Raw genomic sequence first — 24294 nt, 5'->3', positions numbered from 1 at the left:
GCATTTATTGCTTGCTGTATATTTCAGACCGAACTCCGTTTGGAGTTTGTGTCGATCGTTTGTGATCAATTTTAGTGTGATGATTTGTTGTCTGGGAATTTGCTAGTAGAGGCTTGTAGTAGGGCATATGTTGTTCGTATGTGTTGCTTACAAGGGCATATGGTGGATGCCTTGGCAGATAGAACCGATGAAAGACGTATGAGGCTGCGATAAGCCTCGGGGAGCCGCCAACAGGGCTTCGATCCGAGGATTTCTGAATGTGGAAACACACCGCCCGTCATGGGGCGGTACCGCCTTGTGCGGGGGGTACGCAGGGAAGTGAAACATCTCAGTACCTGCAGGAAAAGATATTCCGTGAGTAGTGGCGAGCGAAAGCGGATCAGGCTAAACCGAGTGCGCGTGATAGCTGTCAGGCGTTGCGCATTGGGTGTCGTGGGAAGACGTGTCCGGCCTCTGACAGGGCTGGCGTCAGTGATAAAACAGCGTGATAGACGAACAGGATTGAAGACCTGGCCGTAGAGGGTGATGGCCCCGTAGTCGAAGGCGCGCTGTCTGTCGATCGTTTCTCCCAAGTAGTACGGAACTCGAGGAATTCCGTGCGAATCTGTCCAGACCGTTGGATAAGCCTAAATATTTCTATCTGACCGATAGCGAACGAGTACCGTGAGGGAAAGGTGAAAAGTACCCCGGGAGGGGAGTGAAATAGTTTCTGAAACCATGTGCTTACAAACCGTCGGAGCCTTTCGGGGTGACGGCGTGCCTATCGAAAAATGAGTCTGCGAGTCAGTGATATGTGGCGAGGTTAACCCGAGTGGGGGATCCGTAGCGAAAGCGAGTCTTAAAAGGCGTTTTAGTCGCATGTCCTGGACCCGAAGCGGGATGATCTAGCCCTGAGCAGGTTGAAGCGTGGGTAAGACTGCGTGGAGGACCGGACGGACTTAGGTTGAAAACTGAGCCGATGACTTAGGGTTAGGGGTGAAAGGCCAATCAAATTCCGTGATAGCTGGTTCTCTCCGAAATGCATTTAGGTGCAGCGTCGTTTGATTGCTTCCAGGGGGTAGAGCTACTGGATGCTTGCGGGCCCGTATAGGGTACCAACAGCAACCAAACTCCGAATACCTGTGAAGTGTATTGCGGCAGTGAGTCTGCGGGGGATAAGCTTCGTAGTCAAAAGGGAAACAGCCCAGATCGTCGTCTAAGGTCCCAAAGCGTGTGCTAAGTGGGAAAGGATGTGGAGTCGCATAGACAGCCAGGAGGTTGGCTTAGAAGCAGCCACCCTTGAAAGAGTGCGTAACAGCTCACTGGTCTAGTGGTTCCGCGCCGACAATGTAGCGGGGCTCAAGCACACCACCGAAGACGCGGCATCAGCCTAGTGCTGATGGGTAGGAGAGCGTTCCGTACGGGGCGAAGCGGCGAGGGAACTCGGCCGTGGACTGTACGGAAGTGAGAATGCAGACATGAGTAGCGAAATGGGAGTGACAATCTCCCACGCTGGATGACTAAGGGTTCCAGGGCCACGTTCATCGTCCCTGGGTTAGTCGGGTCCTAAGGCGAGGCCGACAGGCGTAGTCGAATGGATGAAGGAGTTGATATTCTCCTACCGGCTTTGGATCGCCCAATCCGAGATTTGGAGTACTAAGATCCTGCGGTGCCTGAGGTGACCTTCGGGTCATGGATGGCGTCGTGGTTTCGACCTTTCCTTACAGTAGGACAGCACAGGAGTGACACAGAATGGTAGCCGGCTGCGGAGGTGGTATTCCGTGGTCAAGCACGCAGGGTGCACGATAGGCAAATCCGTCGTGCGTGAGCCCGAGGTGTGATGATGGGAGCCTTCAGGCTCGAATCCGGTGATCCAGGCTGTCAAGAAAAGCTTCGGTGCTAGATCCATTGCCGCCCGTACCCTAAACCAACACAGGTGGTCAGGTAGAGAATACCAAAGCGATCGAGAGAATCCTGGTCAAGGAACTCGGCAAATTACTCCCGTGCCTTCGGTATAAGGGAGACCCGTCATGGTGGACCGCTTCACGCGGCGAGCCGTAGCGGGTGGCACAGACCAGGGGGTAGCGACTGTTTACCAAAAACACAGGTGCATGCGAAGACGAAAGTCGCTGTATATGCACTGACGCCTGCCCGGTGCCGGAAGGTTAAGAGGATCCGTCAGCTTCGGCGAAGCGGTGAATTTAAGCCCCGGTAAACGGCGGTGGTAACTATAACCATCCTAAGGTAGCGAAATTCCTTGTCGGGTAAGTTCCGACCTGCACGAATGGCGTAACGACTTCCCCACTGTCTCGACCAGGAGCTCGGCGAAATTGCAGTACGAGTAAAGATGCTCGTTAAGCGCAGAAGGACGAAAAGACCCCGGGACCTTTACTATACCTTGGTATTGGTATTAGGTGCGAACTGTGTAGCATAGGCGGGAGACTTCGAAGCTTGGGCGCCAGCCTGAGTGGAGTCGCCAAGTGAAATACCGCTCTGTTCTCATTTGATATCTAACCTCGACGTGTTATCCACGTCAGGGACAGTGCCTGGCGGGTAGTTTAACTGGGGCGGTTGCCTCCTAAAGAGTAACGGAGGCGCTCAAAGGTTCCCTCAGCCCGGTTGGCAATCGGGTGTTGAGTGTAATTGCACAAGGGAGCTTGACTGTGAGACTGACAGGTCGAGCAGGGACGAAAGTCGGAAATAGTGATCCGGTGCCGGTGTACGGACGCGGCATCGCTCAACGGATAAAAGGTACCCCGGGGATAACAGGCTGATCATTCCCAAGAGTCCATATCGACGGGATGGTTTGGCACCTCGATGTCGGCTCGTCGCATCCTGGGGCTGTAGCAGGTCCCAAGGGTTCGGCTGTTCGCCGATTAAAGCGGCACGCGAGCTGGGTTCAGAACGTCGTGAGACAGTTTGGTCTCTATCCTCTGCGCTCGTTGGAATTTTGAGGAGTCCTGCCCATAGTACGAGAGGACCTGGGTGGACGAACCTCTGGTATGCCAGTTGTCGCGCCAGCGGCACGGCTGGTTAGCTACGTTCGGAAGGGATAACCGCTGAAAGCATCTAAGCGGGAAGCCTTCTCCAAGATAAGAATTCCGTGAAACCTTGAGTTTCTGAAGACTCCATGAAGATTACATGGTTGATAGGCCGGATGTGGAAGACCCGCGAGGGTTGGAGCTGACCGGTACTAACAGTCGAAAGGCAATCATACTTCACTCATCCCTGGTGGTGGGTGGATATGCAGGTCCTTCTAGCAGGCATCCCAGCAGCAAGGAGCACTTGTTGACTGCAGCGATCGATGAAGTATAGCGTCCACTGTCCGGTTCCCAAGCGACCACAGGCCATGCGCATGAGAGTGCGCGTGATAATTCGAAGATTTGCGGCGACCATAGCCTAGGGGAAACGCCCAGTTCCATTCCGAACCTGGAAGCTAAGGCCTAGCACGGCGATGGTACTGCACTCGTCAGGGTGTGGGAGAGTAGCGCGTCGTCGCTTCACACGACGGGGAGACCCCGGGTAGAGCACAGCTCCCCGGGGTCGAACCATACCCACACACACCTCCGTCGCTTATCGTGTTTAGCTGAGTGAATATTTTCCGTAAGTGTTCATGTTTCATAAACATGCTCGATATTGTTGTACCGAACGGTAATTCCAAGACAGGGAGAGACAATGAAGTTTTTGGATATTGGTACGACTGGCGTTCATGCTTCTCGCACCGCCCTCGGTGTAATGAGAATCGCAGACAAGTCGCAGGCTGAGGCCAACGCTGTCGTCGAGGCAGCCTTGGATGGGGGCATCAACTTCTTTGACACGGCGGATGTGTACGCGGACGGCGAGAGTTCTCGCAGATTCGGTCAGTCAATCAAGGATCTTGGCGTTCAGAGGACGAGCATTGTCTTGGAGACTAAATTCGGCATTGCGAGAGACGATCATGGACACATCGTCGGCTATGACTTTTCAAAGAAGCATCTGCTCGCCGCTCTTGACAAGGAATTGGACAACCTTCAGGTTGACTACGTCGATTTTGCCCTGCTGCACAGGCCAGATACCTTGGTTGAGCTCGATGACCTGGCGGATGCGTTCCAAACCCTACGCAATCAGGGCAAGGTCCACCACTTTGGCGTAAGCAACGTCAACCCCGGTCAGATCGATCTTCTGCAAAGTGCGTTGGACGAGAAGCTCGAGGTCAACCAGTTGCAGTTCGGGCTTGGTCACACTGCCATGGTGCAGCAGGAAATGCATGTCAACATGGACGATTCCGCGAGCATCGACCACGATGGTGGGCTTATCTCCTATTCGCGTCTTCATAGGATGACGATTCAAGCATGGAGTCCATTCCAATATGGATTCTTCGAGGGAGTGTTCCTTGGCAGTCCCAAGTTTCCTGAGCTTAATGCGAAGCTGGATGAACTTGCGGCCAAGTACCAAGTCAATGCAAGCGCCATTGCAGTGGCTTGGATTCTGCGCCATCCTGCGCGGATGCAAGTTCTCCTCGGGTCGATGACACCGTCGCGACTCACACAGATGATTGCCGGCGCGGATGTCGAGCTGACAAGACAGGAATGGTACGATCTCTATGTTTCCGCAGGCAACGACCTGCCCTAGTGAAACGTGGACCTACGATAGCAGTATGCACTTTTTCACCCCACAACGATGCCGCGCGACGTCGAAGATCATGTATCATGACAAGGCAATTGCAGAGCGGGCGGCTGACGAGAGCTTCGTCAGCCGTGGGGTGAGGTTGTGGGTGTATAGATGCGACTATTGCGAAATGTGGCATCTGACAAGCAGAGATCCCTCGACCAGCCTGCCACACCATGATCTGGAACGCTCTCGCAAGCCGCATTCTCGCAAGAAGGGGTATAAGCCAAGACGATAGATGGTTCGATCGTGCTGGCGATCTTCGAGGATAAGGCGCACGGATCGGACTTATGTCGATGCCAATCCGGTGTTTCCAGGCCTTCACGATCCTCAGGATGCGTGCAAGGTCAGTGTTCCTGCTCTGGCTGCGTCCTGATATCGAATCCCTGCTTTGGGGCCAATCGTCCGATATCGTTCAGCCTCGAAGGCTTGGCTGACGATACCTTTTTGATTTGGGCGCTGAATGCTGCGACGGGACGGTCGGCATGACGCAGATCATAGTATTGATGAACCGTGGCATCAAAGGAGATGAGCGATTGCGAGAATTCCTCATTGTCAAAATCAGCCGGATAGGCGTTTTCGAAGAACTGCATCGACCGGGGCATGCGTGGCTTGAGAGTGGGCTGCTGGGCTGGCTTGCCGATGGCAAGGCCAAGGACCGGGAATGTGAGTTGCCGCAGATGCAGTAGCGTGATGAGCCTGTCAATGTCGTTCAGGACCGAACCGAGGATCACGCAGCCGAGTCCGAGGGACTCTGCGGCAGTCTCCATTGCATGCAGGGCAAGGACCGCATCGTTCTGTGCCTGAAGGAATCGGTAGCTGGAGGCAAGATTGAAGCCGTCGGCAGAGACATCGATTCCCTGTTCTTTGGCGATATGTGCGTTCCGGCGCTGATCGAGAACGAATATGTACAGCAGGGGCGCCTCGGCGATATAGGGTTGCTCGCCAATTTCAGCCAGCTGCTGCTTGAGCGCAGGATCGGTGATTCTTATGGCTGACCACGCGTTCAAGAACTGACTGGTGGCTGCACGCTGCGCGGCAAGTTCGAGAAGTTCAGAGGTCTTGGGTGGAATCGGCGTGGATTCGAACCGACGTATCGATCTACGATTCAGAAGAGTGTCCATCGCGTCGTTATGGGCGGTGGCATCGCTGCCGTGCCAAGATTCGGCTAGTTGTGCTGGTGTCTCCGATTGTGTCTCAGAATCAGACTGAGTGTGATTGTTTTGGTTCATTGAATACATTGTGCCAAGCTTTGCTGAAAATGAGAAGACAGGGCGCGATTTATCTCTGGACGAATGTTCTGCAAGCTGTGCAAGATTATGAAATGACAAGGTTTGCATGACGCGCAAACATAGAAACTTATACCTGATGTGGTTGCGTGCCTTGGTAAAAATGCGTTACCATTGATAACGGTTGCAGACATGGGGGTTTGCAAGGGACGGCAGCGAGATTCGTCCCGTAACCTATAACGAAAGCAATGGAGAGGTCAACGATGACTGATTTCAGAAAAATAAGTGGCTTGGGGATTGCCGCAGCAATGCTGGTGGGTTCATTGGCAGCATGTGGGTCTTCGTCAGCTTCAAGTGATTCAACGTCTACCGGCACGTCGGCGGTTAAGCTCACGGTGTGGGCGCCGCAGGAGGATCAGCAGAATTCCTCGTCGTGGCTTCCAACCTTGGAGGCATCATTCGAGAAGGCACATCCTGAATACAAGATCACATGGAAGAATTCAGTGGTTTCCGAAGGTGACGCAGGAACGACCGTCAAGCAGGATCCTAGCGCCGCGGCGGATGTGTACATGTTCTCGAACGATCAGCTCGGAACGCTCGTTTCCGCCGATGCCATCGGTGAACTCAGCGATTCAGCCCTCGCTCAGGTGAAGAGCCAGAACACCAAGCAGATGATCACTTCCGTGACCCAGGGTGGTAAGGTCTACGGCGTTCCCTACACGGGCAATACATGGTTCATGTATTACAACAAGAGCAAATTCTCTTCGAGCGACGTCAAATCCTTTGATTCCATGCTTCAGAAGGGAAAGGTATCGTTCCCGATCACCAACTCCTGGTACATGCCTGCCTTCTACCTCGGCAACGGCAATACGCTTTATGGCAAGAATGGTACCAATGCCAAGGCAGGAGTAGATTTTTCCGGAACCAAGGCGAGTGATGTGACCAAGTATCTTGTGGGTCTGTCGAAAAATTCCAATTTCGTATCCGATGCCAATGGCTCAGGGCTTGCGGGACTTGGCAATGGTTCGGTTGACGTGCTGTTCTCCGGTTCATGGGATTCGGCAAATGTCAAAAAGGCCTTGGGCGATAACTACGCTGCCGCTCAACTGCCAACCTACGATCTGAATGGCAAGTCGATTCAAATGGAGTCATTTGCAGGATCCAAGGCCGTCGCTTACAATCCGAACACAAAATATCCGCAGGCGGCCTCTGAATTCGCGGCGTATCTGGGCAGCGCCAAGGCGCAGAAGCTCCATTACACGATGAGAGGCATCATTCCTGCAGATCAGACTCTCCTCACCGACAAGACCGTCGCAGCCGATCCGGTCGCGGTCGCTCAGAATGACACGATCAACAACACGTCGATCCTGCAGCCGACGGTTGCAGCCATGTCGAACTTCTGGACCCCTGCCGAGAACTTTGGCAAGGCAATCATGAACGGAGACGTCACTGCTGCGAACGCAGTCGCCAAGACCGAAGCGTGGAATGCCGCGTACGCAAGCTCTAACTGATCAGTGTTCGCAATGGTCGTTTGCCGGTGCGTGCCATGACGCAATCGTTGACGCGCACCGGTGAATGATGCTTCGCTAAGATATTTCATGAATCATGAGTGCCCCATTCAAGGCAGGGCGCCACTCGTGAAGGACATCGGGAGGGTTGATGTCAGTAACCATAGAATCGCGTGAGATCGTGCAGCCTTCGCCCAAGCCACGCAGAAGAAAGAAAGACTACATTCAGCCATCGCCCTATTCGTTTTCCAAGGGAATGAGCCGGGGAAACATCTTCACACGGCTGTCGCTTGTCATTTTCGGACTGGGCAACATCGCGCATAGACAGTTTGTGAAAGGCGCCATCTTCCTCGCCATAGAAGTTGGCTTCATCTATTTCATGGCCGCTCAGGGTTCTGCAAAGATCGGTGCACTGATCAGGCTTGAAGGCACTGGCCAGACAAAGACCAAGGTAAACGGATTCTGGGTGTACCAAGCTGGCCAGCCCTCAGTGGTCATACTGCTCTATGGAATTTCCACGATTGTTCTGTGTCTGGCATTCCTCGTTGTCGCTTGGGTGGCGGTGCGCAGCGCATACAAGGCGCAGGTGCTGGCTGCCGAGAATGATGGCAAGGCCCCGAACTTCATGCAGGATATGCGCAGTCTTACGAATGTGAACATTCAGACGCTGCTTATGTCCCTGCCGACTGCGGGCATCGCCGTCTTCACCGTGCTCCCGCTTGTCTTCATGATCACGATGGCATTCACCAGCTACGATTCCAACCATGTGACCCGATTCGGATGGGTTGGCTTGCAGAACTTCGCCAAGGTCTTTGGCAGCGGTGCCGGAGACGTCAACATTCAGCTGTTCATGTCGGTTTTGGCCTGGACCCTTGTCTGGGCATTCTTCGCAACATTCCTGAATTACTTCCTTGGAATGTTCATGGCCATGATCATCGAACGGAAAGGAACGAGACTCAAGGGATTCTGGCGTGCGTGCTTCTCGATGTCCATCGCCGTTCCCCAATTCGTCTCTCTTCTGGTGATGAACACCATGCTGCAGCCGTCGGGCGCCATCAACCGTCTCCTGCAGCAGTGGGGGTGGATCGATTCCGCACTGCCCTTCTTCACTGATGCCACATGGGCTCGGGTCACCGTCATCGTAATCAATCTATGGGTTGGCATCCCATACACGATCATGCAGGTCACTGGCATTCTCCAGAACATTCCCGGCGAGCTGTACGAGGCTGCACGTCTGGATGGAGCTAATTCATGGCAGCTTTTCAGAAACGTGACGATGCCATATATGTTCTTTGTCATGACGCCATATCTGATAACCACCTTCACGGCGAACGTGAACAATTTCAACGTCATCTACCTGCTGTCCAACGGTGATCCTACGCCTGTGGGCGCTTCGGCCGGCAAGACAGACCTGCTTATCACGTGGCTCTACAAGCTGACCGTTGACAAGAGCAACTATAATCTCGGTGCCGTCATCGGCATTCTGACCTTTATCGTGCTTGCCGTGGTCTCTCTTGTGGCTTACAGAAGCAGCGGTTCGTACAAGAACGAGGAGGGATTCCAGTGAGCAGGGCATCACAGCATTCAGCGAAGGGCGTCGCCACAAGGCCGTCTGAGGGCGTTTCCCTGAATACTCCAGACGGTTCAGGGGCGGGCTCTGGCAGAAAGGTGGCGGAGCGTTCGCGTGGCAGGAATTCCGAACTGTTCAGATCCACGCGCACGCAGCGGATAGTGGGAGACACCGCAACGCACGTGTTCCTGACAATCATGGCGGTGATCTGGCTCGCGCCGATAATCTGGGTGCTCGCCGAAAGCTTCAACCAGAACACAGCGCCCTATTCGTCGACCTTCTTCCCGACAAGATACACATTGAGCAATTACAAGGAGCTGTTCACCCAGACGGATGTCTTGAACTTTCCGCGGATGTTCATGAATACCCTGATAATCGCGATCTTCACCTGCATCATCAGCACTTTCTTCGTGCTCAGCGTCGCATTCTGCATGAGTCGGCTGCGGTTCAGATTCCGCAAGCCATTCATGAATATCGCATTGATTCTTGGCATGTTCCCCGGAATCATGGCCGTCGTGGCGATCTATTTCATCTTGAAGGCGCTGGGGCTGACCGGCGGCGGCATGACTAACCTAGCGCTTATCATCGTGTATTCGGCCGGTAGCGGGGCCACCTTCTATGTGATGAAGGGATATATGGATACGATCCCGATGTCTCTTGACGAGGCGGCCTACATCGATGGATGCTCACGATGGCAGGTCTTCACGAAGATCGTGATTCCAGTTTCGCGTCCGATGATCGTCTACCAGGCAATCGTGGGGTTCCTGACTCCGTGGCTTGACTTCGTGCTCGCGAAGGCGATAGCCCGAACGCAGGAGAATTACACGGTGTCGCTAGGTCTGTGGATGATGCTGCAGAAGGAATACATTCAAGATTGGTATGCACGGTTCGCAGCGGGGGCTGTGTGCGTCTCAATCCCGATTGCGTTGCTGTTCATAGTGATGCAGCGTTTCTATCAGGAGTCGATGTCTGGCTCGGTCAAGGGCTGATGAGTGTGATGGATCGGTATTCAGATGCGGCGGATCAGGAGTCACGACGCGTGAAGAGGCGACATTTCAAGGGTCTTGATTCGCTGCGGCTGGGTACCCTCAGTCTGATGCTGATTGCCTGCGGCATGCTGAGCTCTTCGATGATCGTGCCAAGCCTGGGGAATCTGATGCACGCACCAGTGCGTTCGCTGACGGTCGCGCTTGTTCTTGAGGCGCTGTCTTGGTGTGCGACTCCGATCATCGCGTGGATGCTTGTCGCATGGATGAGCTCGTTCGAAGGGCCTGACGCGAATCGAGGCAGATGGCACGGCTTGCTTACGATTGCGGTTGCGGCCGTGGTGAGCGAGGTGCCATACGATGTTGCGAATTCAGGCAAGGCTTGGGACTTCAGCTCGCAGAATCCGGCATTTGCAGTGCTGATCACAATGATCGTTCTGCTGATTCTCGACGCACTTTCACCTGCTCGCCGTCGGCTCTCCGATGCGGAGGACTGCAAGCGGAGCACTGGCATGCGTATGGCGCTTCTTCGAGGCATCGTCGTCATTGCCGGCTTTGCATGGATGTGGCTGGTGAACGTGGGAGTTCGGCTGGGAATCATGCAGGGCGGTGTGCTGTTCCTGCTGTACGGTCTGGTATTCCGATACGTTTCCCGTCATGAGAACACGATGATGCTGTCCGCGACCCTTGCTGGGCTCGTCGGTTTCATGATCCCATCGTTCGGCCTGCTCGCAGTGCATTTTCGCAGAGATGAGCAAGGAACCTTGTCATCGCAGAATCGTCAGTATATGGCCCTTGTGGTGGTCTATATATTGATTCTCGCTATCTGTTCCATAGTAAGAATGGGGCGCTGAACATCGTATTGTCCAATCGAAGTTCGTCAGCATTATGCTATCGGGCCATGATCGCATAGCTCGAAGGCCCAAGCTCCAGGCTGGAATCGGTCAATCGCGCGTTCCGAGACACGACGCAGGTGGGTGAGGTGAGCAGCCCGAGAGCGTCATGGCTCAAACGCTGCAGGGTGTTTCCGGCATTCAGCGCGATGATGAGCGAGTGCTCTCCCTCGCCACGACGATAGACGAATGTCTTGCTGCCAAGCGGAGCCGCGATGACGGCAAATGGTGCATCTGGACGCAGGGCGACGGACCGGTGGCGAAGCGTCGTGAGTTCTTTGACCGAATTCAGCAAGGATTGCGAATCGCCTTGCTGCTGCTCGACGGTAGGAGCCCCGGACGAATGATCCACCGGAAGATAGAGCCTGTCCGGATCTGCATCGGAGAAGCCGCAATTTCTGCCGTTATTCCATTGCATGGGAGTTCTTGAGCCTGTTCTTCGATATCCTCCCTCGACACTGGGCAAGGACTGGTACCGCATTCCGATTTCATCGCCATAGTAGATGAATGGAATGCCTGGCATGGTGAGAAACATCGCATATGCGACGGCAATCTCGCTTATGCTGAGTCGTGGAGCGAGCCTTGGCGAATCGTGGTTGCCGGTGATGAAGCAGAAGGCTCCGTGCCCATCGACTCGATAATATTGCGGCAGATAGTCGGCGAGAAAGGCATCGATGGTTGTTGGGCTATCGCTTGCGAAATAGCTCATGTCGCCGGATCTCGTCTCGGGATGGTCGGTGTTGCGGGCAAGGAGACTGTATCCGTTGGGTTTGCCATCCCAGCGCCAATCAAGATAGAAGTCCATGTCGAATCCAGCCTTGAAAGCCTGCCATGGGCGCCCCCACTCAGAGACGAATGCGGCCTCGGGAAACTCTGCCCGGATTGGGCGAAGCATCTGCTGCCAGACCCGTATCGTTTCGGTTTTCTCCTCGTCGTCCTTCTTTACCAGCGAGTCCGCCATGTCGACGCGGAATCCATCGCAGCCACGCGAAAGCCAGAAGCGCATGATATCAATCATCGCGTGCTTTGTGGCATTCGCGGCTGAGGAGTCCGGGGATTGCTGCCAGACCTGATTGCGCGTGCCGAAACCGTAGTTCAAGGCAGGCTGGCTCTTGAAGAAGTTCAGGATGTACGTGCCATCGCGCGGGCTTTCTCCTCCGATGAAGGGCATTCCATCAGCATTGGCAAAAGTGGAGTTCGTCCATATGTATCGGTCTGAAAGCTCGTTTGGCTCAGCTCGCTTGCTCTGCACGAACCAGGCATGCTCTTCGCTGGTATGGCCAGGAACCAGGTCAAGCAGCACATGCATGCCCATCGTGTGTGCCTGCCTGAAGAGTCGCTCCAAATCTGCATTGCTCCCATATCGAGATGCTACCTGTGCGTAGTCGCGAACGTCATAGCCGGCGTCCTTGAAAGGCGAGTCAAAGCAAGGGTTGATCCAGAGGGCGTTGCATCCCAAGTCCCGAATGTAGCCCAGTTTCTCGGTGATTCCGTTGATGTCGCCAATGCCGTCATCGTTCGAGTCATAGAAGCTCTGTGGGTAGATCTCGTAGAATATGGCATCGCGCAGCCAAGGCAGCATCAGGCGTCCCTTCTTGCCGCTCCGGTGCTGGAGCGGAGTATCAGTTGCGGCGTGAATATGCGCTGCGGTTTGTCGATTTCCTCGTCGTTGAGCAGCTTCAATGTCATCTGTGCCGCAAGTTTTGCCATGTTCAGGGGATCCTGTCGGATGGTGGTAAGGCCGATGTCATCCGCGAAGGTGCTGTCGTCGAATCCGATGACTGAGACATCCTCGGGAATGCTGATGCCGCTTCTTTTGAGCTGGAAGATGAGTGGAATGGCAATGCTGTCTTCCTGGCAGACGATTGCGGTTGGCAGGGCATCCATCGCGAGAATCTGCGAGACGACGTCAGCGACCTGATTGCGGGACTGCGAGGCCATGATGATTCGTGGAGCTGGTAGCGACTGCTTCTTGCATAGCTCCATGAAGGTTTCCATGCGTTGTTGGACGCTGAACAGCAGGGAGTTCGCGGTCTGTGTCTGCACATAGGTGAGCTGGCGATGCCCCAGAGAGATCAGATGCCTGACCGCTATGGTCTCGCCTTGGCGGTCGTCGATCGACACCGAAGCCGAGAATGCGTTCATGCTGGCGGAATTGATGCCAATCAGGGGAACATGCAAGGAATTGAGTCGTGCGACTTCGTTTTCGTCGACGTCGAAGGAGTTCACGATGACTGCATCTGCATTGCTGCGAGTCGGGAGGGTGTCGAAGAATATCTTGCGATCCTGTCGGCTGTCTATCTGGAAAATCGAAAGGTCGTATCCTGCCGGGTGGAATATGTCGTTCAACCCCTCGTTCACCGTTGCATTGAACCATGTGCTGCTATGGTCGCTCAGCAGCAGGGCGATGCGAAGGGACATGCCCGACTTGAGTGCCGCGGCTGAGCGAGAGATGGAGAAATTCAATTGGTCTGCGACGCGGACAACCGTTTCCCGAGTCGCCGCCGAGACCATTTCCGGGTGGGTGAATGCGCGTGAGACCGTCGAAATCGATACGCCAGCCCGGTCAGCGACGTCATGAATGGTTGCGCTCATCGTTGCATCCTTCTTATCTCGCGGAATTGGTTCCGAATATCCTCATGCAGCATAGCAACGTTGCCATGCCCGTCGGCCGATTTACCCATCGTGCTGTCGGGTCTGGTCGGCATCTACCTATCGTAGCTACTTGCAAGGGCAAGATGGGTCTTGTGCCGCGTCCATGCGATTTTTGTGCACTTCAGTGAAGCGCACAAAAATCGGAACTCAGAATTCAGCGAGCGATCCAGACGGTCACATCCTGCGGAATCGTTCCATCCTGTGGCAATGTCTGCGAGCTCAAAAGCACCTTGCCCTTCGGAAGTTCGACTGGCTCATTGCCAAAGTTCGTTACGGAGACGATCTGCTGGAACCCGCTATCGTCGGATGCCTTGCGCGCATATGCTATGACCTGGCTGCCAAGATCGAGCCAATCGATCGTACTGAGTTGGGTCGGTGTGAGCATCTGGGCGCGTAGCTCAAGACAGCGGCGATAGAGGTTGAGCATGGATCCCGAATCGTCATCCTCGGCATTCACCGCAAAGTCCTTGAACCACAGTGGCTGCGGAAGATGAGCCTCGGCGGAGACGGTGCCATCGGCCTTGGTCTTGGGTGAGAATCCGAACGATGCACCTGCGCCGAATGAAGCATCCCAGGTTGCGGCACGGGGCATGTCGGCGTTGTCCCAAGGCAGCGGCACACGGCATCCATCGCGACCCTTGTCGGTGAAATTGTAGCGGGTCTTGAATGGAGTCGGGTCCTCCAGCCGATCCCATGGGATGTTTGCCACTTCGAACAGACCGAGTTCTTCACCTTGATAGACATAGACGGAGCCGGGAAGTGCGGCTTCCATCATGATGGCAGCCCGTGCACGCTTGGTTCCCAGATCGCGGTCTTCGTAGTAGCTGGTGCCATCTCTGAGCAGCCAATCCTTGGCGAGCTGATGGTGCGCCTGGCTGGGAACCTGTGGCAGGCCATATCGGGAGGCGTGGCGTGGAACGTCATGATTGCTCATGACCCAGGTCGGAGTCGACCCTGACCGTTCGGCTGCCTTGAGACCTTCCGTGATAGCCGTGCGCATCGCCGAACTGTCCCAGTTCGCCTTGGCAAACTCAAAGTTGAAGACCTGGCCGAGTTCATCCGGGGAGGCATAGAGATACTGATGCTCCGGCACGACCCATGCCTCGCCTACTGCAAAGCGGTGCGGCGTATATTCGTTGAAGACCTGACGCCATTCGCGATAGATGTCGTGAACCTGCGCGCGGTCCCAGAGTGGATGGGTGCCGTCATGGCAGAGCGAGTCGTGCACGGTCCATCGTGACAGGTCCTTCATGGATGCGCCATCAAGCTTCTTTGCCAAGCCGTGGGCAACGTCGACGCGGAATCCGTCAGCTCCGTGATCTGCCCAGAAACGCAGGGTCTTCTTGAACTCCTCATGCACTTCGGGGTTGTTCCAATTGAGGTCAGGCTGTTCCTTGGCGAAGATATGGAGATACCATTGTCCATCATCGACTCGCTCCCATGCTGGTCCACCGAAGAGAGAACCCCAGTCGTTCGGGGGGAACTCGCCATTGGGCCCAGAGCCTTCCTTGAAGATGTAGCGCTCGCGGGCGGCCGAGCCCCGCCCATCGGCCAGAGCCTGCTTGAACCAGACATGCTCGTTTGAGGTATGGTTCGGAACGATATCCACGACTATCTTGATGCCTGACCTGTGGGCTGCCTTTTCCATATCATCGAAATCCTTCATGGTTCCGAGCCGTGGATCCACATTGCGGTAATCGATGATGTCGTATCCACCGTCAGCCAGGGCAGAGGGATAGAAGGGCGAAAGCCATATGGCATCCACGCCGAGAGCCTTCAGATAGGGGATCTTTTCCGTCACGCCCGCAATGTCGCCAAGTCCATCGCCATCGGAATCCTTGAAGCTGCGTGGATAGACCTGATACACCACAGCCTGCTTCCACCAGTCGTCTCTAAGGTTGTTGTCTGTCATGGTCTCTTTCTCCTCGTAGGGTGGATCCGGCGCCTTTCATAGTCTGAGACGAGGACTGTTGCCGGCATAGTGAACCTCGTCGTTCGGGATGAATTCGGTATCGAACCGATGACAACCCAGAATGACAACGGTATCATTATATGCAGATAATCTCTAGATTTATGTTGTGATATATGTATTTTTCCTACATACAACGTTTTCATAATCTAGGGATTCTTCGGATGCTCGCGAACTCATTTCTCAATCCCCGTCGGGCAGGCATTCGTCGGGTTGGAGAACTGCGCTCGCGGCATCGAAAGAACCGACCTGATCGGAAGCTTCGGCTGGACCGTCTTCGTGACCGTCGGTTCCGTGGGGCTGATTCTGCTGTGTGCCTCGATGTGCGCGTGGTGGATCGTACGCGTCGACGACATGGCGGCGAAGACACTGTAGCTTCTATTGCTGCTCAACATGATCGTGCCATTCCGGATGGTGATGTTGATGCTTTATAAGGTCGTCGACGGGGGAGCGGTGATGTGGGATGCCTGGTGCGCGCCAAAGTGCCTATTGTCGTGTTCTGCAGCATCTGTCAATCATCTGTCAGAAATACATCATCAAGGGCGTGATGGCAGAAGCCATCAAGGGATGATGACTTCGCCGGACCGCCCGATGAGGTCATGGGCAATCCGGCGAAGTCGGGCGGTCTGTGCGGTCTGCGTAGGCTGTGTTGGCTACGCGGTCTGTGCATTCAGACAGCGGAGCATGCTAAGCCATTTCAGCGGGTGCTGCGCTTCTTCTGGCGATGCTTGACATAGGTGCTCGATCCGATGCCAGAGAATTGGCTTACCGCACTGGAAAGTGCGGCAGAGAGCCCGGCAAAGAGAATCGTCATGAATATGCCCTGCTGGCTGTCGTCGACATCGTCCTTGGAATTGCCTGTGGTCTTGTTCCAGAATATTTTGAAAAGCTGGCTTGCAATCAATGCTGACACCGCCGGTATTGCAACCTTGAGTAATTTGTCTCCTACCGTTTCCGGGTCGTTCTCGACTTGTTTGCGCATGTCATTGACCTTACTGTCGATGGTTCCCAACTGACTGCCGACCTTGTCTGCAAGGTCGGAAAGTTCCGTGTTCTCTGAATCCTTCATGGTGTCATTATTCCACATGCAAAGTTGGAGAGTACAGTATAGACATGGTTAATTCCGTATATGTCGAATGCAAGGAAGCCTCGAGATCAGGAGCCATCGTTCTCCTGCGGCATGGTCAGACGGCGTGGAGCCTTTCCGGTCAGCACACGGGCCGAACCGATATTCCTCTGACGGTGGAAGGAGAACGGCAGTCTCTCGCAGCGGGCAGGAGATTGCGCGCCCAGTTCGATGACCGAACTCCTGAATATGTTTTCAGCAGCCCCCTCAGGCGTGCACGGCAGACGGCAATGTTTGCAGGACTGCATCCGACACAGCTTCTTGATGGTCTCATGGAGTGGGACTACGGCCCTGCAGAGGGACGAACAAGGGCGGATATCCGCGAGGCCAACGGCAAGGACTGGAATCTGTGGCGTCAGGGGACAGAGGGCATCAACCACGATCTGTTGGGGGACTGGGATGCCGTTCTGCCAGGCGGCGAACACGTTTCCGTTCACAATGGTGAGGGTGAGACCCTGAAACAGGTGGCGAACAGGGCGCAGGGCGTCATCGATGCCATCGAACCGCTTGTGGCGGACGGACAGATGGTCGTCTTGGTGGCCCATGCGCATATATTGAGGATCCTTACGACCTGCTGGCTGGGGCTTGACCCTGCCGCTGCGCGTCTGTTCAGGATGGATACGGCACATTTCTCGACCCTATCCCAATACAAGGGTGATAATGTGATCCAGTTCTGGAACCAATGACGATTCGTAGGACACGTCTCAGCTTCTGAAAGTCTGCGTTCGTGGAGAGGCATCGCGACGCCGTCTTCCTGACATGCAATTGCCCCCGGTGCGGCCTTGGCGATGGCTCTTATCGGTGTGATATATGTCGCCTTGGTGGTTGCGTCATGGTTCTACCTGCCAGGCGCGGTGGAGGGTTGATTGTCGGTTTTCTCAGTTGCTGCCTTGCCCTGGCGTCGAAGCCGCCGCGTTTGCATCGCCGGGCGCGGCGCTTTCATGTTCGCTGCCGTTTCAATGATTCTGATGATTTCTGTGCAATCTCGCACGAATGATTTCGATGTTTTTTCAGGAATCGGGAATAATGGTTTGCGTTCAGAACTTGAGTGATGTAGGCTCAAGTTTTGGAAAGGCTGTTGGGTGAGAGCTTCAGCAGCTGGTTGAGAACATGAGCGGGAAACCATAGAACAGGCGTTGCGCGAAGAACGCTGCGCCACACGACAACAGAAGGAAAACATAACATGGCACGTGCAGTAGGCATCGATCTTGGAACCACGAATTCCTGCATCGCAACGCTCGAAGGTGGCGAACCAACAGTAATCGTGAACGCAGAAGGCGCTCGCACCACACCATCGGTGGTTGCATTCAGCAAGTCCGGTGAGATTCTGGTCGGCGAGGTCGCAAAGCGTCAGGCAGTGACCAACGTCGATCGCACCATCAGTTCGGTCAAGCGCCACATGGGCACTGACTGGACCGTCGACATCGATGGCAAGAAGTGGACCCCGCAGGAGATTTCGGCGCAGGTCCTGATGAAGCTCAAGAGGGATGCCGAGGCTTATCTCGGCGGCCCGGTGACCGATGCGGTCATCACCTGCCCCGCATACTTCAACGACGCACAGCGTCAGGCGACCAAGGACGCCGGAAAGATCGCAGGATTGAACGTGCTGCGCATCATCAACGAACCGACTGCGGCCGCCCTCGCCTATGGCCTTGAAAAGGGCAAGGAGGACGAGCGCATTCTGGTCTTCGACCTTGGTGGCGGCACCTTCGATGTGTCCCTGCTGGAGATTGGCAAGGATGACGACGGCTTCTCGACGATTCAGGTCCAGGCGACCAACGGCGACAACCGCCTCGGTGGCGACGACTGGGATCAGAAGGTCATCGACTGGCTCGTCAGCGAAGTGAAGAACAAGTATGGCGTCGACCTTGCCAAGGACAAGATCGCGCTGCAGCGTCTGAAGGAAGCAGCCGAGCAGGCGAAGAAGGAGCTCAGCTCCTCGGCTTCGACCAACATCTCGATGCAGTATCTGGCAATGACCCAGGACGGCACCCCGGTGCATCTGGATGAGACGCTGACCCGCGCACACTTCGAAGAGATGACCTCGGATCTTCTCGGCCGTTGCCGCACACCGTTCAACAATGTGCTTTCCGATGCGAACATCTCGGTCAACGACATCGACCATGTCGTGCTCGTCGGCGGTTCGACACGTATGCCTGCCGTGCAGGAGCTCGTCAAGGAACTCACCGGCGGCAAGGAAGCCAACAAGTCCGTCAACCCGGATGAGGTCGTGGCCGTTGGCGCGGCAGTGCAGTCGGGCGTCATCAAGGGCGACCGCAAGGACGTTCTGCTGATCGATGTGACCCCATTGAGCCTCGGCATCGAGACCAAGGGTGGCATCATGACCAAGCTGATCGACCGCAACACGGCAATTCCGACCAAGCGTTCGGAAGTCTTCTCGACAGCTGAGGACAACCAGCCAAGCGTGCTGATCCAGGTCTATCAGGGTGAGCGAGAGTTCGCCCGCGACAACAAGCCGCTCGGAACCTTCGAGCTGACCGGCATCGCTCCTGCACCTCGCGGCGTACCTCAGGTCGAGGTCACCTTCGACATCGACGCCAACGGCATCGTGCACGTCTCTGCAAAGGACAAGGGCACGGGCAAGGAACAGTCGATGACGATCACCGGTGGTTCAGGCCTGCCAAAGGATGAGATCGACCGCATGGTCAAGGAGGCCGAGGCTCACGAGGGTGAAGACAAGCAGCGTCGCGAGGACGCTGAGACCCGCAACAATGCCGAGTCCTTCGCATACCAGACGGAGAAGCTCGTCTCGGACAACAAGGACAAGCTCTCCGATGACGTCGCCAAGGAAGTCACCGACAAGGTGAATGCCTTGAAGGAAGCCCTGAAGGGTGATGACATCGAGAAGATCAAGTCTGCCCAGACCGAGCTGACCACCTCCGCGCAGAAGATTGGCGAGGCGCTCTACTCCCAGCAGCAGGCCGCTGGTGCGGCAGGCGCTGCCGGTGCAGACGCCGGTCAGGCCGCAGGCAACGCATCTAGCCCATCCTCCGATGACGACGTCGTCGATGCCGAGGTCGTTGACGACGATGACAAGAAGAAGGATGGCGAGTGATGTCCGATTTTGGCAAGGACGATTACTTGCGAAACATGGAGGATGTCGAGTCATTGAAGCATGGCCCGGCATCTGCCGGTACATCGGGGAAGCATGCCGGTGAAGGTGTGGAGACACCGGCATCGGGCGATGCGCCAAGCGCGGCCGCCGACGATGCGGCCGAAGGTCCATCGCCGGAAGCTGGGACGAATGTGGATCCGAATGCGCCTTCGACCGGTTCCGATAATGCAAAGTCCTCGGATGACATGGGTTCGGAAGATGGGAAGTCCGAGTCTGCCAAGTCTGACGCATCGGATGGCGCAGATCATCCGGGAACATCAGACAGGTCAGATGCCGACGACGGGGAGTTGACGCCTTTGGGTAAGGCAAAGAAGGAAGCGGCGCAGTATCTGGAAGCCTTGCAGCGTGAACGTGCGGAGTTCGTCAACTATCGCAACCGCGCCCTCAAGGAGCAGACGCTGTTCCGCCAGCACGGAATAACCGATGTGCTTACGGCATTGCTGCCAGCGCTTGATGACATTGATCGCATCAAGGAACATGGACAGCTCGACGATTCGTTCAAGGCTGTCTCATCGAGGATCGATGCCACATTCAAGAAGTTTGGCGTCGAGAAGTTCGGTGAGAAAGGCGAGGACTTCGATCCCACCAAGCACGAGGCGATCCTGCACAGGCCCGATGCCGATGCTGAAAAGGAAACCGTCGATACGGTTGTCGAGGCAGGCTACCGAATCGGGGACCGCGTGATTCGCGCGGCTCGCGTGGTGGTGGCGTCCCCAAAGGAGCAGTGACTGCGGCGGAACGATTTTTTCCAGCATTGAATTCACGTTCGAACAGTCCACAAAGGAGATTACATGGCTGAGAATGAATGGCTGAACAAGGATTTCTACAGTGTCCTTGGTGTCTCCAAGGACGCAAGTGCCGAAGAGATCACGAAGGCATATCGCAAGCTCGCCCGAAAGTATCATCCTGATTTGAACAAGACCGCTGAGGCAGAGGACAAGTTCAAGGACATTTCGGAAGCCTACGATGTTTTGAACAGCAAGGAGCAGCGTCAGAAATATGATGCGATCCGGCAGTTTGGCATGGGAGGCGCACGGTTCTCGGGTGGATCCGGTCAGGGCGGATTCTCTGGCGATTCATTCCAGGATATGTTTGGCACCATGTTCGGCAATGCCGGTGCAGGCAATGGAGGAAACATCCGCTTCAGCACCTCCGGCGGCGGCCAGCAGGGCGATTTCTCCGACATCTTCTCTGCATTCGGCGGGGGCTCCGGTCACCGGCGTGCCGGTTTCGGCAATGCTGGTTTCGGCGGTTCCGGCTACGGACAGGCTCGTCCTGCCGCACCGGTTCAGGGCAAGGACCTCAAGTCGGACATAACCCTGACCTTCCGTCAGGCGGTGAAAGGTGCAACGGTATCGCTGAGCGTGGGTGGTTCGAAATTCAAGACCCACGTTCCAGCCGGAGTGCACGATGGGCAGCGCATTCGCTTGGCTGCCAAAGGTGCAGCCGGCGAAAACGGCGGTTCACGCGGAGACTTGTATCTGAGTGTGCATGTGCGCGAGGATTCCCGTTTCGACATGGATGGCCGTGACATCGTCATGTCGTTGCCGGTGACCGTTTCCGAGGCGGCCTTTGGAGGAAAGATACAAGCCCTTGACTTCGAGGGCGAGGAGGTCACCTTCAAGATTCCATCGGGAAGTTCCGCCGGAGACACCGTTCGCATCAAGGGCAAGGGTGTGCAGTCAAGGCGTGGGAATGGTGATTTGGTCGCAAGGATCGAAATCCGCATGCCCGGACGCCTGAGCATAGCTGAACGGAAGGCATTGAAGGAATTTGAGAAGGCTAGCGAAAACTTCTCGAAGGGCATTGCCGAGGAACGGCTGAGGCGCTAGGAATCGTGCAGCGCTGAGACTTTGCCGGCATCGATTCTGATGTGCGGCCTGGACTGGGTAAGGAAGGTGAGCGAGTGTGCAGAAGGTAACGAGAGACATGCGACAGATGTACATCATCTGCGCTCGCTCGCTGGTCGAAGGCAGACTCGATCTTGACAATGTCGACGATTCCGGCTTCGACAGCGATCTTCCAGTATTCACCGTCGGCAAAGTCGCAACCCTGGCCAACATCCACCCTCAGACACTGCGGCAGTATGACCGTCTGGGCCTTGTCGTGCCCAGGCGTACGCAAGGCGGTGCCCGTCGCTACTCGCTGCGTGACATCGACCGGCTGTGTCAGGCTCAGCACCTGAGTCAGGATGAGTCGATCAACCTTGCCGGTGTCACCAGGATTCTGGCCCTGCAAGAGGAAAACCGACAGCTTCGGCGTGAAATCAGCCGAATGCGAGTCCCAAGCGGATCGAGCGTGTTCGCCGCCGGTCGCAATGGCGAGGTCATCGAGGTGCAGCGTTCCGAGCGCGCAAGGCTGTGGCGTCACGAAATGCACCGCAAGCATGAGGAGCTCGTAGCATTCGAAGATGTCGAAGATCTCGACTCGTCACGTTCGCTGATCATCTGGGGCTCGGATCAGGATCTCTGACGGCTCCATCCATCCTGCCGCCTGTTCGGTGCAGACATTCCATCGGTTTCGATCTCCGCTGACTTCCGCGTGGCGTCGGTTCGGCGCATTGCTGCGTGTTGGCTTCTGACCATGCGCCTGAACATTCATTTTTCAGCTGAATGACACGAAATAGGGACGTTGCTGTATAGTCGATACTCGTTTGGGACTGCATTCAGTCCCCGTCGCTGGAACGCTTTGATTCTCGGGATCCAATTCACGAATTTTCTGCCTTGCTTGCGACTACGCGGCAAGGCTTCGGCATGTCTGCTGCATATATATTTTCATGCCTAAATACGAAAGGTAACCGGTGTCTACTTCGGTTTCACAACATAGAACAGTACAAACACATTCAAAGCAGGATTTCAAGTCCTATGAAGACGATTCGCAGCATGGCGATGAGGCGAACGTTCCATTCTCTGAGCTCGGCGTGCCCGAGATGATATGCCGCGCACTCGCCTCTGAGGGCAAGGCGACGGCTTTCCCCATCCAGAAGGACACGCTTCCTGATTCCCTGGCTGGCAGAGACATCCTTGGCCGCGGCAAGACCGGCTCCGGCAAGACCCTGGCATTCGCGATTCCGCTGATCGTCCGACTTGGCATGCAGGGAGGCGCAGAGGACGATGAGACGCTTGGACGCTATGAGCGCGCGATGCGCAAGCGTGGCGGCCAATTCGAGGACGAGGGACGCAACGGAAGGAATCGCGGCGGCAGCCGCCGCTCCGGCAGAAACCAGAGGAACATGCCGCTGCCTGAGCCGCGCGGATTGATTCTTGCACCAACGCGTGAGCTTGCGAACCAGATCAATGAGGTCGTGGAGCCTTTGGCGGCTCTGTGCCGCTTGCAGACCACAACCGTCTATGGCGGCGTTCGTCAGCAGCGTCAGGTTGACGCGTTGCGCGCCGGTGCCGATATCGTCGTCGCATGCCCGGGACGGCTCGAGGATCTGCTGAGACAGCGCCTGCTTTCTCTCGACGCGGTTGAGGTCACCATTCTTGACGAGGCTGATGAGATGGCAGACATGGGCTTCCTGCCTGCCGTCGAACGGCTTCTTGAGCAGATACCCGTTGAGGCTCAGCACATGCTGTTCTCTGCAACGCTTGACCACGGCATCGATGAGCTTGTGCATAGGTTCCTGCACAATCCGAAGGTGCACGAGATCGACGATGCGACGGCACATGTGTCAACCATGACGCACCATATCTTCGAGACCACGCAGGCGACCAAGCATGAGCTGGTCCGCACGCTGGCTTCCGGCAAGGGAAAGCGAATCCTCTTCACCAGAACGAAGTATCAGGCAAAGAAACTGGCCAAGAACCTCACCAACAGCGGCATTCCAGCCGCAGAGCTTCATGGGAACCTGTCACAGAATCAACGAGACAGGAATCTCAACGCATTCAGCAACGGTTCGGTCAAGGTACTGGTGGCAACCGATGTGGCTGCCCGTGGCGTCGATGTGAGCGGTGTCGAACTGGTCGTCCAGGTCGACCCGCCGGCAGATGCGAAGTCCTTCCTGCATCGGTCGGGCAGAACCGCTCGTGCCGGTCATGAGGGCGATGTCGTCACGCTTGTGCTTCCGGAGCAGCGCAGAGACGTGCGTCGCATGCTTCGCATTGCCAACATCACGAGCAAGCCAATCTCTGTCACCAGTGACTCGCCGGCTGTCGAATCGCTTGTAGGGCAGCATGCCGAACGCATCGATGGTTGGACATTGGAGCCACTCGAGCCTGTTCACGGATCGGGCAGCCATCGCCATGGCGGCCGGGGCGAGCGTTCTGGACGTCGGCATGGCGGGCAGAACGGATCTTCATCAAGGCCAGGTTCACGGGGCGAGAATTCCCGTAGCCGTCGTTCCGAGCATCAGCACAATTCCGAGCGCAGCTCGATGCGGGGGAATGACTCTCGAGGCTCTGCACCACGCAGACACGCCAAGAAAAACCGCGCACCCTTCAGGATTTCTGGCCGCTGATTACTCAGGCATCGTCGTTTCCTGCCAAGATGTGATGATTGAATGGAACGAAGATGCATGATGCCGCAGGTCACGGCCTTTGGTCTGAGCGGGTCTGGACTCAAGTCCAGAGCCTGACAGGCCAAGACCGCGACCAT

At 55.8% G+C, this 24294-nt stretch carries 16 protein-coding genes, 2 rRNA genes and 2 pseudogenes; 15 read left to right on the top strand and 5 right to left on the bottom strand.

Features of this window, described 5'->3' with window-relative positions; genetic code table 11:
* Positions 1-139: 139 nt before the first annotated feature.
* From QN062_RS05815 to QN062_RS05800, 4 genes are all read left to right on the top strand, one after another.
* A 23S ribosomal RNA gene (locus tag QN062_RS05815) occupies positions 140-3197 on the top strand.
* 166 nt (positions 3198-3363) lie between these two features.
* Positions 3364-3480 (top strand): 5S ribosomal RNA (gene rrf, locus QN062_RS05810).
* 174 nt (positions 3481-3654) lie between these two features.
* Positions 3655-4590, top strand: a complete 936-nt coding sequence (locus tag QN062_RS05805; protein WP_369340901.1) for an aldo/keto reductase family oxidoreductase — start codon at positions 3655-3657, stop codon at positions 4588-4590.
* Positions 4591-4615: 25 nt separating this feature from the next.
* Positions 4616-4864, top strand: a complete 249-nt coding sequence (locus QN062_RS05800; protein ID WP_369340900.1) for a hypothetical protein — start codon at positions 4616-4618, stop codon at positions 4862-4864.
* Positions 4865-4973: 109 nt separating this feature from the next.
* Here QN062_RS05800 and QN062_RS05795 read toward each other — a convergent pair whose 3' ends face one another.
* Positions 4974-5750, bottom strand: a complete 777-nt coding sequence (locus QN062_RS05795; RefSeq protein WP_369340899.1) for a nitroreductase family protein — start codon at positions 5748-5750, stop codon at positions 4974-4976.
* A gap of 368 nt (positions 5751-6118) precedes the next feature.
* On the opposite strand from QN062_RS05795, the gene QN062_RS05790 reads away from it, so the two are divergent.
* From QN062_RS05790 to QN062_RS05775, 4 genes are all read left to right on the top strand, one after another.
* Positions 6119-7366: an extracellular solute-binding protein gene (locus QN062_RS05790; protein ID WP_369340898.1), complete on the top strand. Its 1248-nt coding sequence runs from the start codon at positions 6119-6121 to the stop codon at positions 7364-7366.
* Between the two features lie 148 nt (positions 7367-7514).
* Complete coding sequence (locus QN062_RS05785; RefSeq protein ID WP_369340897.1) at positions 7515-8930, top strand: carbohydrate ABC transporter permease; 1416 nt, start codon at positions 7515-7517, stop codon at positions 8928-8930.
* A gap of 101 nt (positions 8931-9031) precedes the next feature.
* Positions 9032-9922, top strand: coding sequence for a sugar ABC transporter permease (locus QN062_RS05780; protein ID WP_369342555.1), 891 nt, complete (start codon positions 9032-9034; stop codon positions 9920-9922).
* Entirely contained in the window at positions 9922-10773 is an 852-nt protein-coding gene (locus QN062_RS05775) for a hypothetical protein (RefSeq protein ID WP_369340896.1), read from the top strand. The genes QN062_RS05780 and QN062_RS05775 overlap by 1 nt, the downstream gene beginning before the upstream one ends.
* Before the next feature lie 37 nt (positions 10774-10810).
* Here QN062_RS05775 and QN062_RS05770 read toward each other — a convergent pair whose 3' ends face one another.
* The 3 genes from QN062_RS05770 to QN062_RS05760 form a co-directional block, all read right to left on the bottom strand.
* Positions 10811-12394, bottom strand: coding sequence for an alpha-amylase family glycosyl hydrolase (locus tag QN062_RS05770; protein WP_369340895.1), 1584 nt, complete (start codon positions 12392-12394; stop codon positions 10811-10813).
* Positions 12394-13407: a LacI family DNA-binding transcriptional regulator gene (locus QN062_RS05765; RefSeq protein WP_369340894.1), complete on the bottom strand. Its 1014-nt coding sequence runs from the start codon at positions 13405-13407 to the stop codon at positions 12394-12396. The genes QN062_RS05770 and QN062_RS05765 overlap by 1 nt, the downstream gene beginning before the upstream one ends.
* Before the next feature lie 214 nt (positions 13408-13621).
* Positions 13622-15379 (bottom strand): glycoside hydrolase family 13 protein, encoded by a 1758-nt coding sequence (locus tag QN062_RS05760; protein ID WP_369340893.1) that lies wholly within the window; start codon positions 15377-15379, stop codon positions 13622-13624.
* Positions 15380-15604: 225 nt separating this feature from the next.
* On the opposite strand from QN062_RS05760, the pseudogene QN062_RS05755 reads away from it, so the two are divergent.
* Positions 15605-15880: pseudogene (locus tag QN062_RS05755) on the top strand (carbohydrate ABC transporter permease); the annotation flags it as partial.
* Positions 15881-16133: 253 nt separating this feature from the next.
* On the opposite strand, the gene QN062_RS05750 reads toward QN062_RS05755, so the two are convergent.
* Positions 16134-16505, bottom strand: a complete 372-nt coding sequence (locus QN062_RS05750) for a DUF4235 domain-containing protein (RefSeq protein ID WP_369340892.1) — start codon at positions 16503-16505, stop codon at positions 16134-16136.
* A gap of 44 nt (positions 16506-16549) precedes the next feature.
* Between QN062_RS05750 and QN062_RS05745 the strand changes: the two genes are divergently transcribed.
* From QN062_RS05745 to QN062_RS05720, 6 genes and pseudogenes are all read left to right on the top strand, one after another.
* Complete coding sequence (locus tag QN062_RS05745; protein ID WP_369340891.1) at positions 16550-17248, top strand: histidine phosphatase family protein; 699 nt, start codon at positions 16550-16552, stop codon at positions 17246-17248.
* A 497-nt stretch (positions 17249-17745) separates the two neighbouring features.
* Positions 17746-19638 (top strand): molecular chaperone DnaK, encoded by a 1893-nt coding sequence (gene dnaK, locus QN062_RS05740; protein WP_369340890.1) that lies wholly within the window; start codon positions 17746-17748, stop codon positions 19636-19638.
* Positions 19638-20426 carry a nucleotide exchange factor GrpE gene (gene grpE / locus QN062_RS05735; RefSeq protein ID WP_369340889.1) on the top strand — a complete coding sequence of 263 codons (789 nt, stop codon included), beginning with the start codon at positions 19638-19640 and terminating at the stop codon, positions 20424-20426. The genes dnaK and grpE overlap by 1 nt, the downstream gene beginning before the upstream one ends.
* Positions 20427-20489: 63 nt before the next feature.
* Positions 20490-21530 carry a DnaJ C-terminal domain-containing protein gene (locus tag QN062_RS05730; RefSeq protein WP_369340888.1) on the top strand — a complete coding sequence of 347 codons (1041 nt, stop codon included), beginning with the start codon at positions 20490-20492 and terminating at the stop codon, positions 21528-21530.
* A gap of 76 nt (positions 21531-21606) precedes the next feature.
* Positions 21607-22170, top strand: a complete 564-nt coding sequence (locus QN062_RS05725) for a heat shock protein transcriptional repressor HspR (protein ID WP_394854694.1) — start codon at positions 21607-21609, stop codon at positions 22168-22170.
* Positions 22171-22627: 457 nt separating this feature from the next.
* A pseudogene (locus QN062_RS05720) lies at positions 22628-23903 on the top strand (DEAD/DEAH box helicase); the annotation flags it as partial.
* Between the last annotated feature and the right edge of the window lie 391 nt (positions 23904-24294).

The organism is Bifidobacterium sp. WK012_4_13, assembly GCF_041080835.1.
GTDB classification, from domain to species: domain Bacteria; phylum Actinomycetota; class Actinomycetes; order Actinomycetales; family Bifidobacteriaceae; genus Bombiscardovia; species Bombiscardovia fermentum.
Note: the sequence above shows the minus strand (reverse complement) of the source record. Positions and strands in the feature narration are given on the sequence as shown.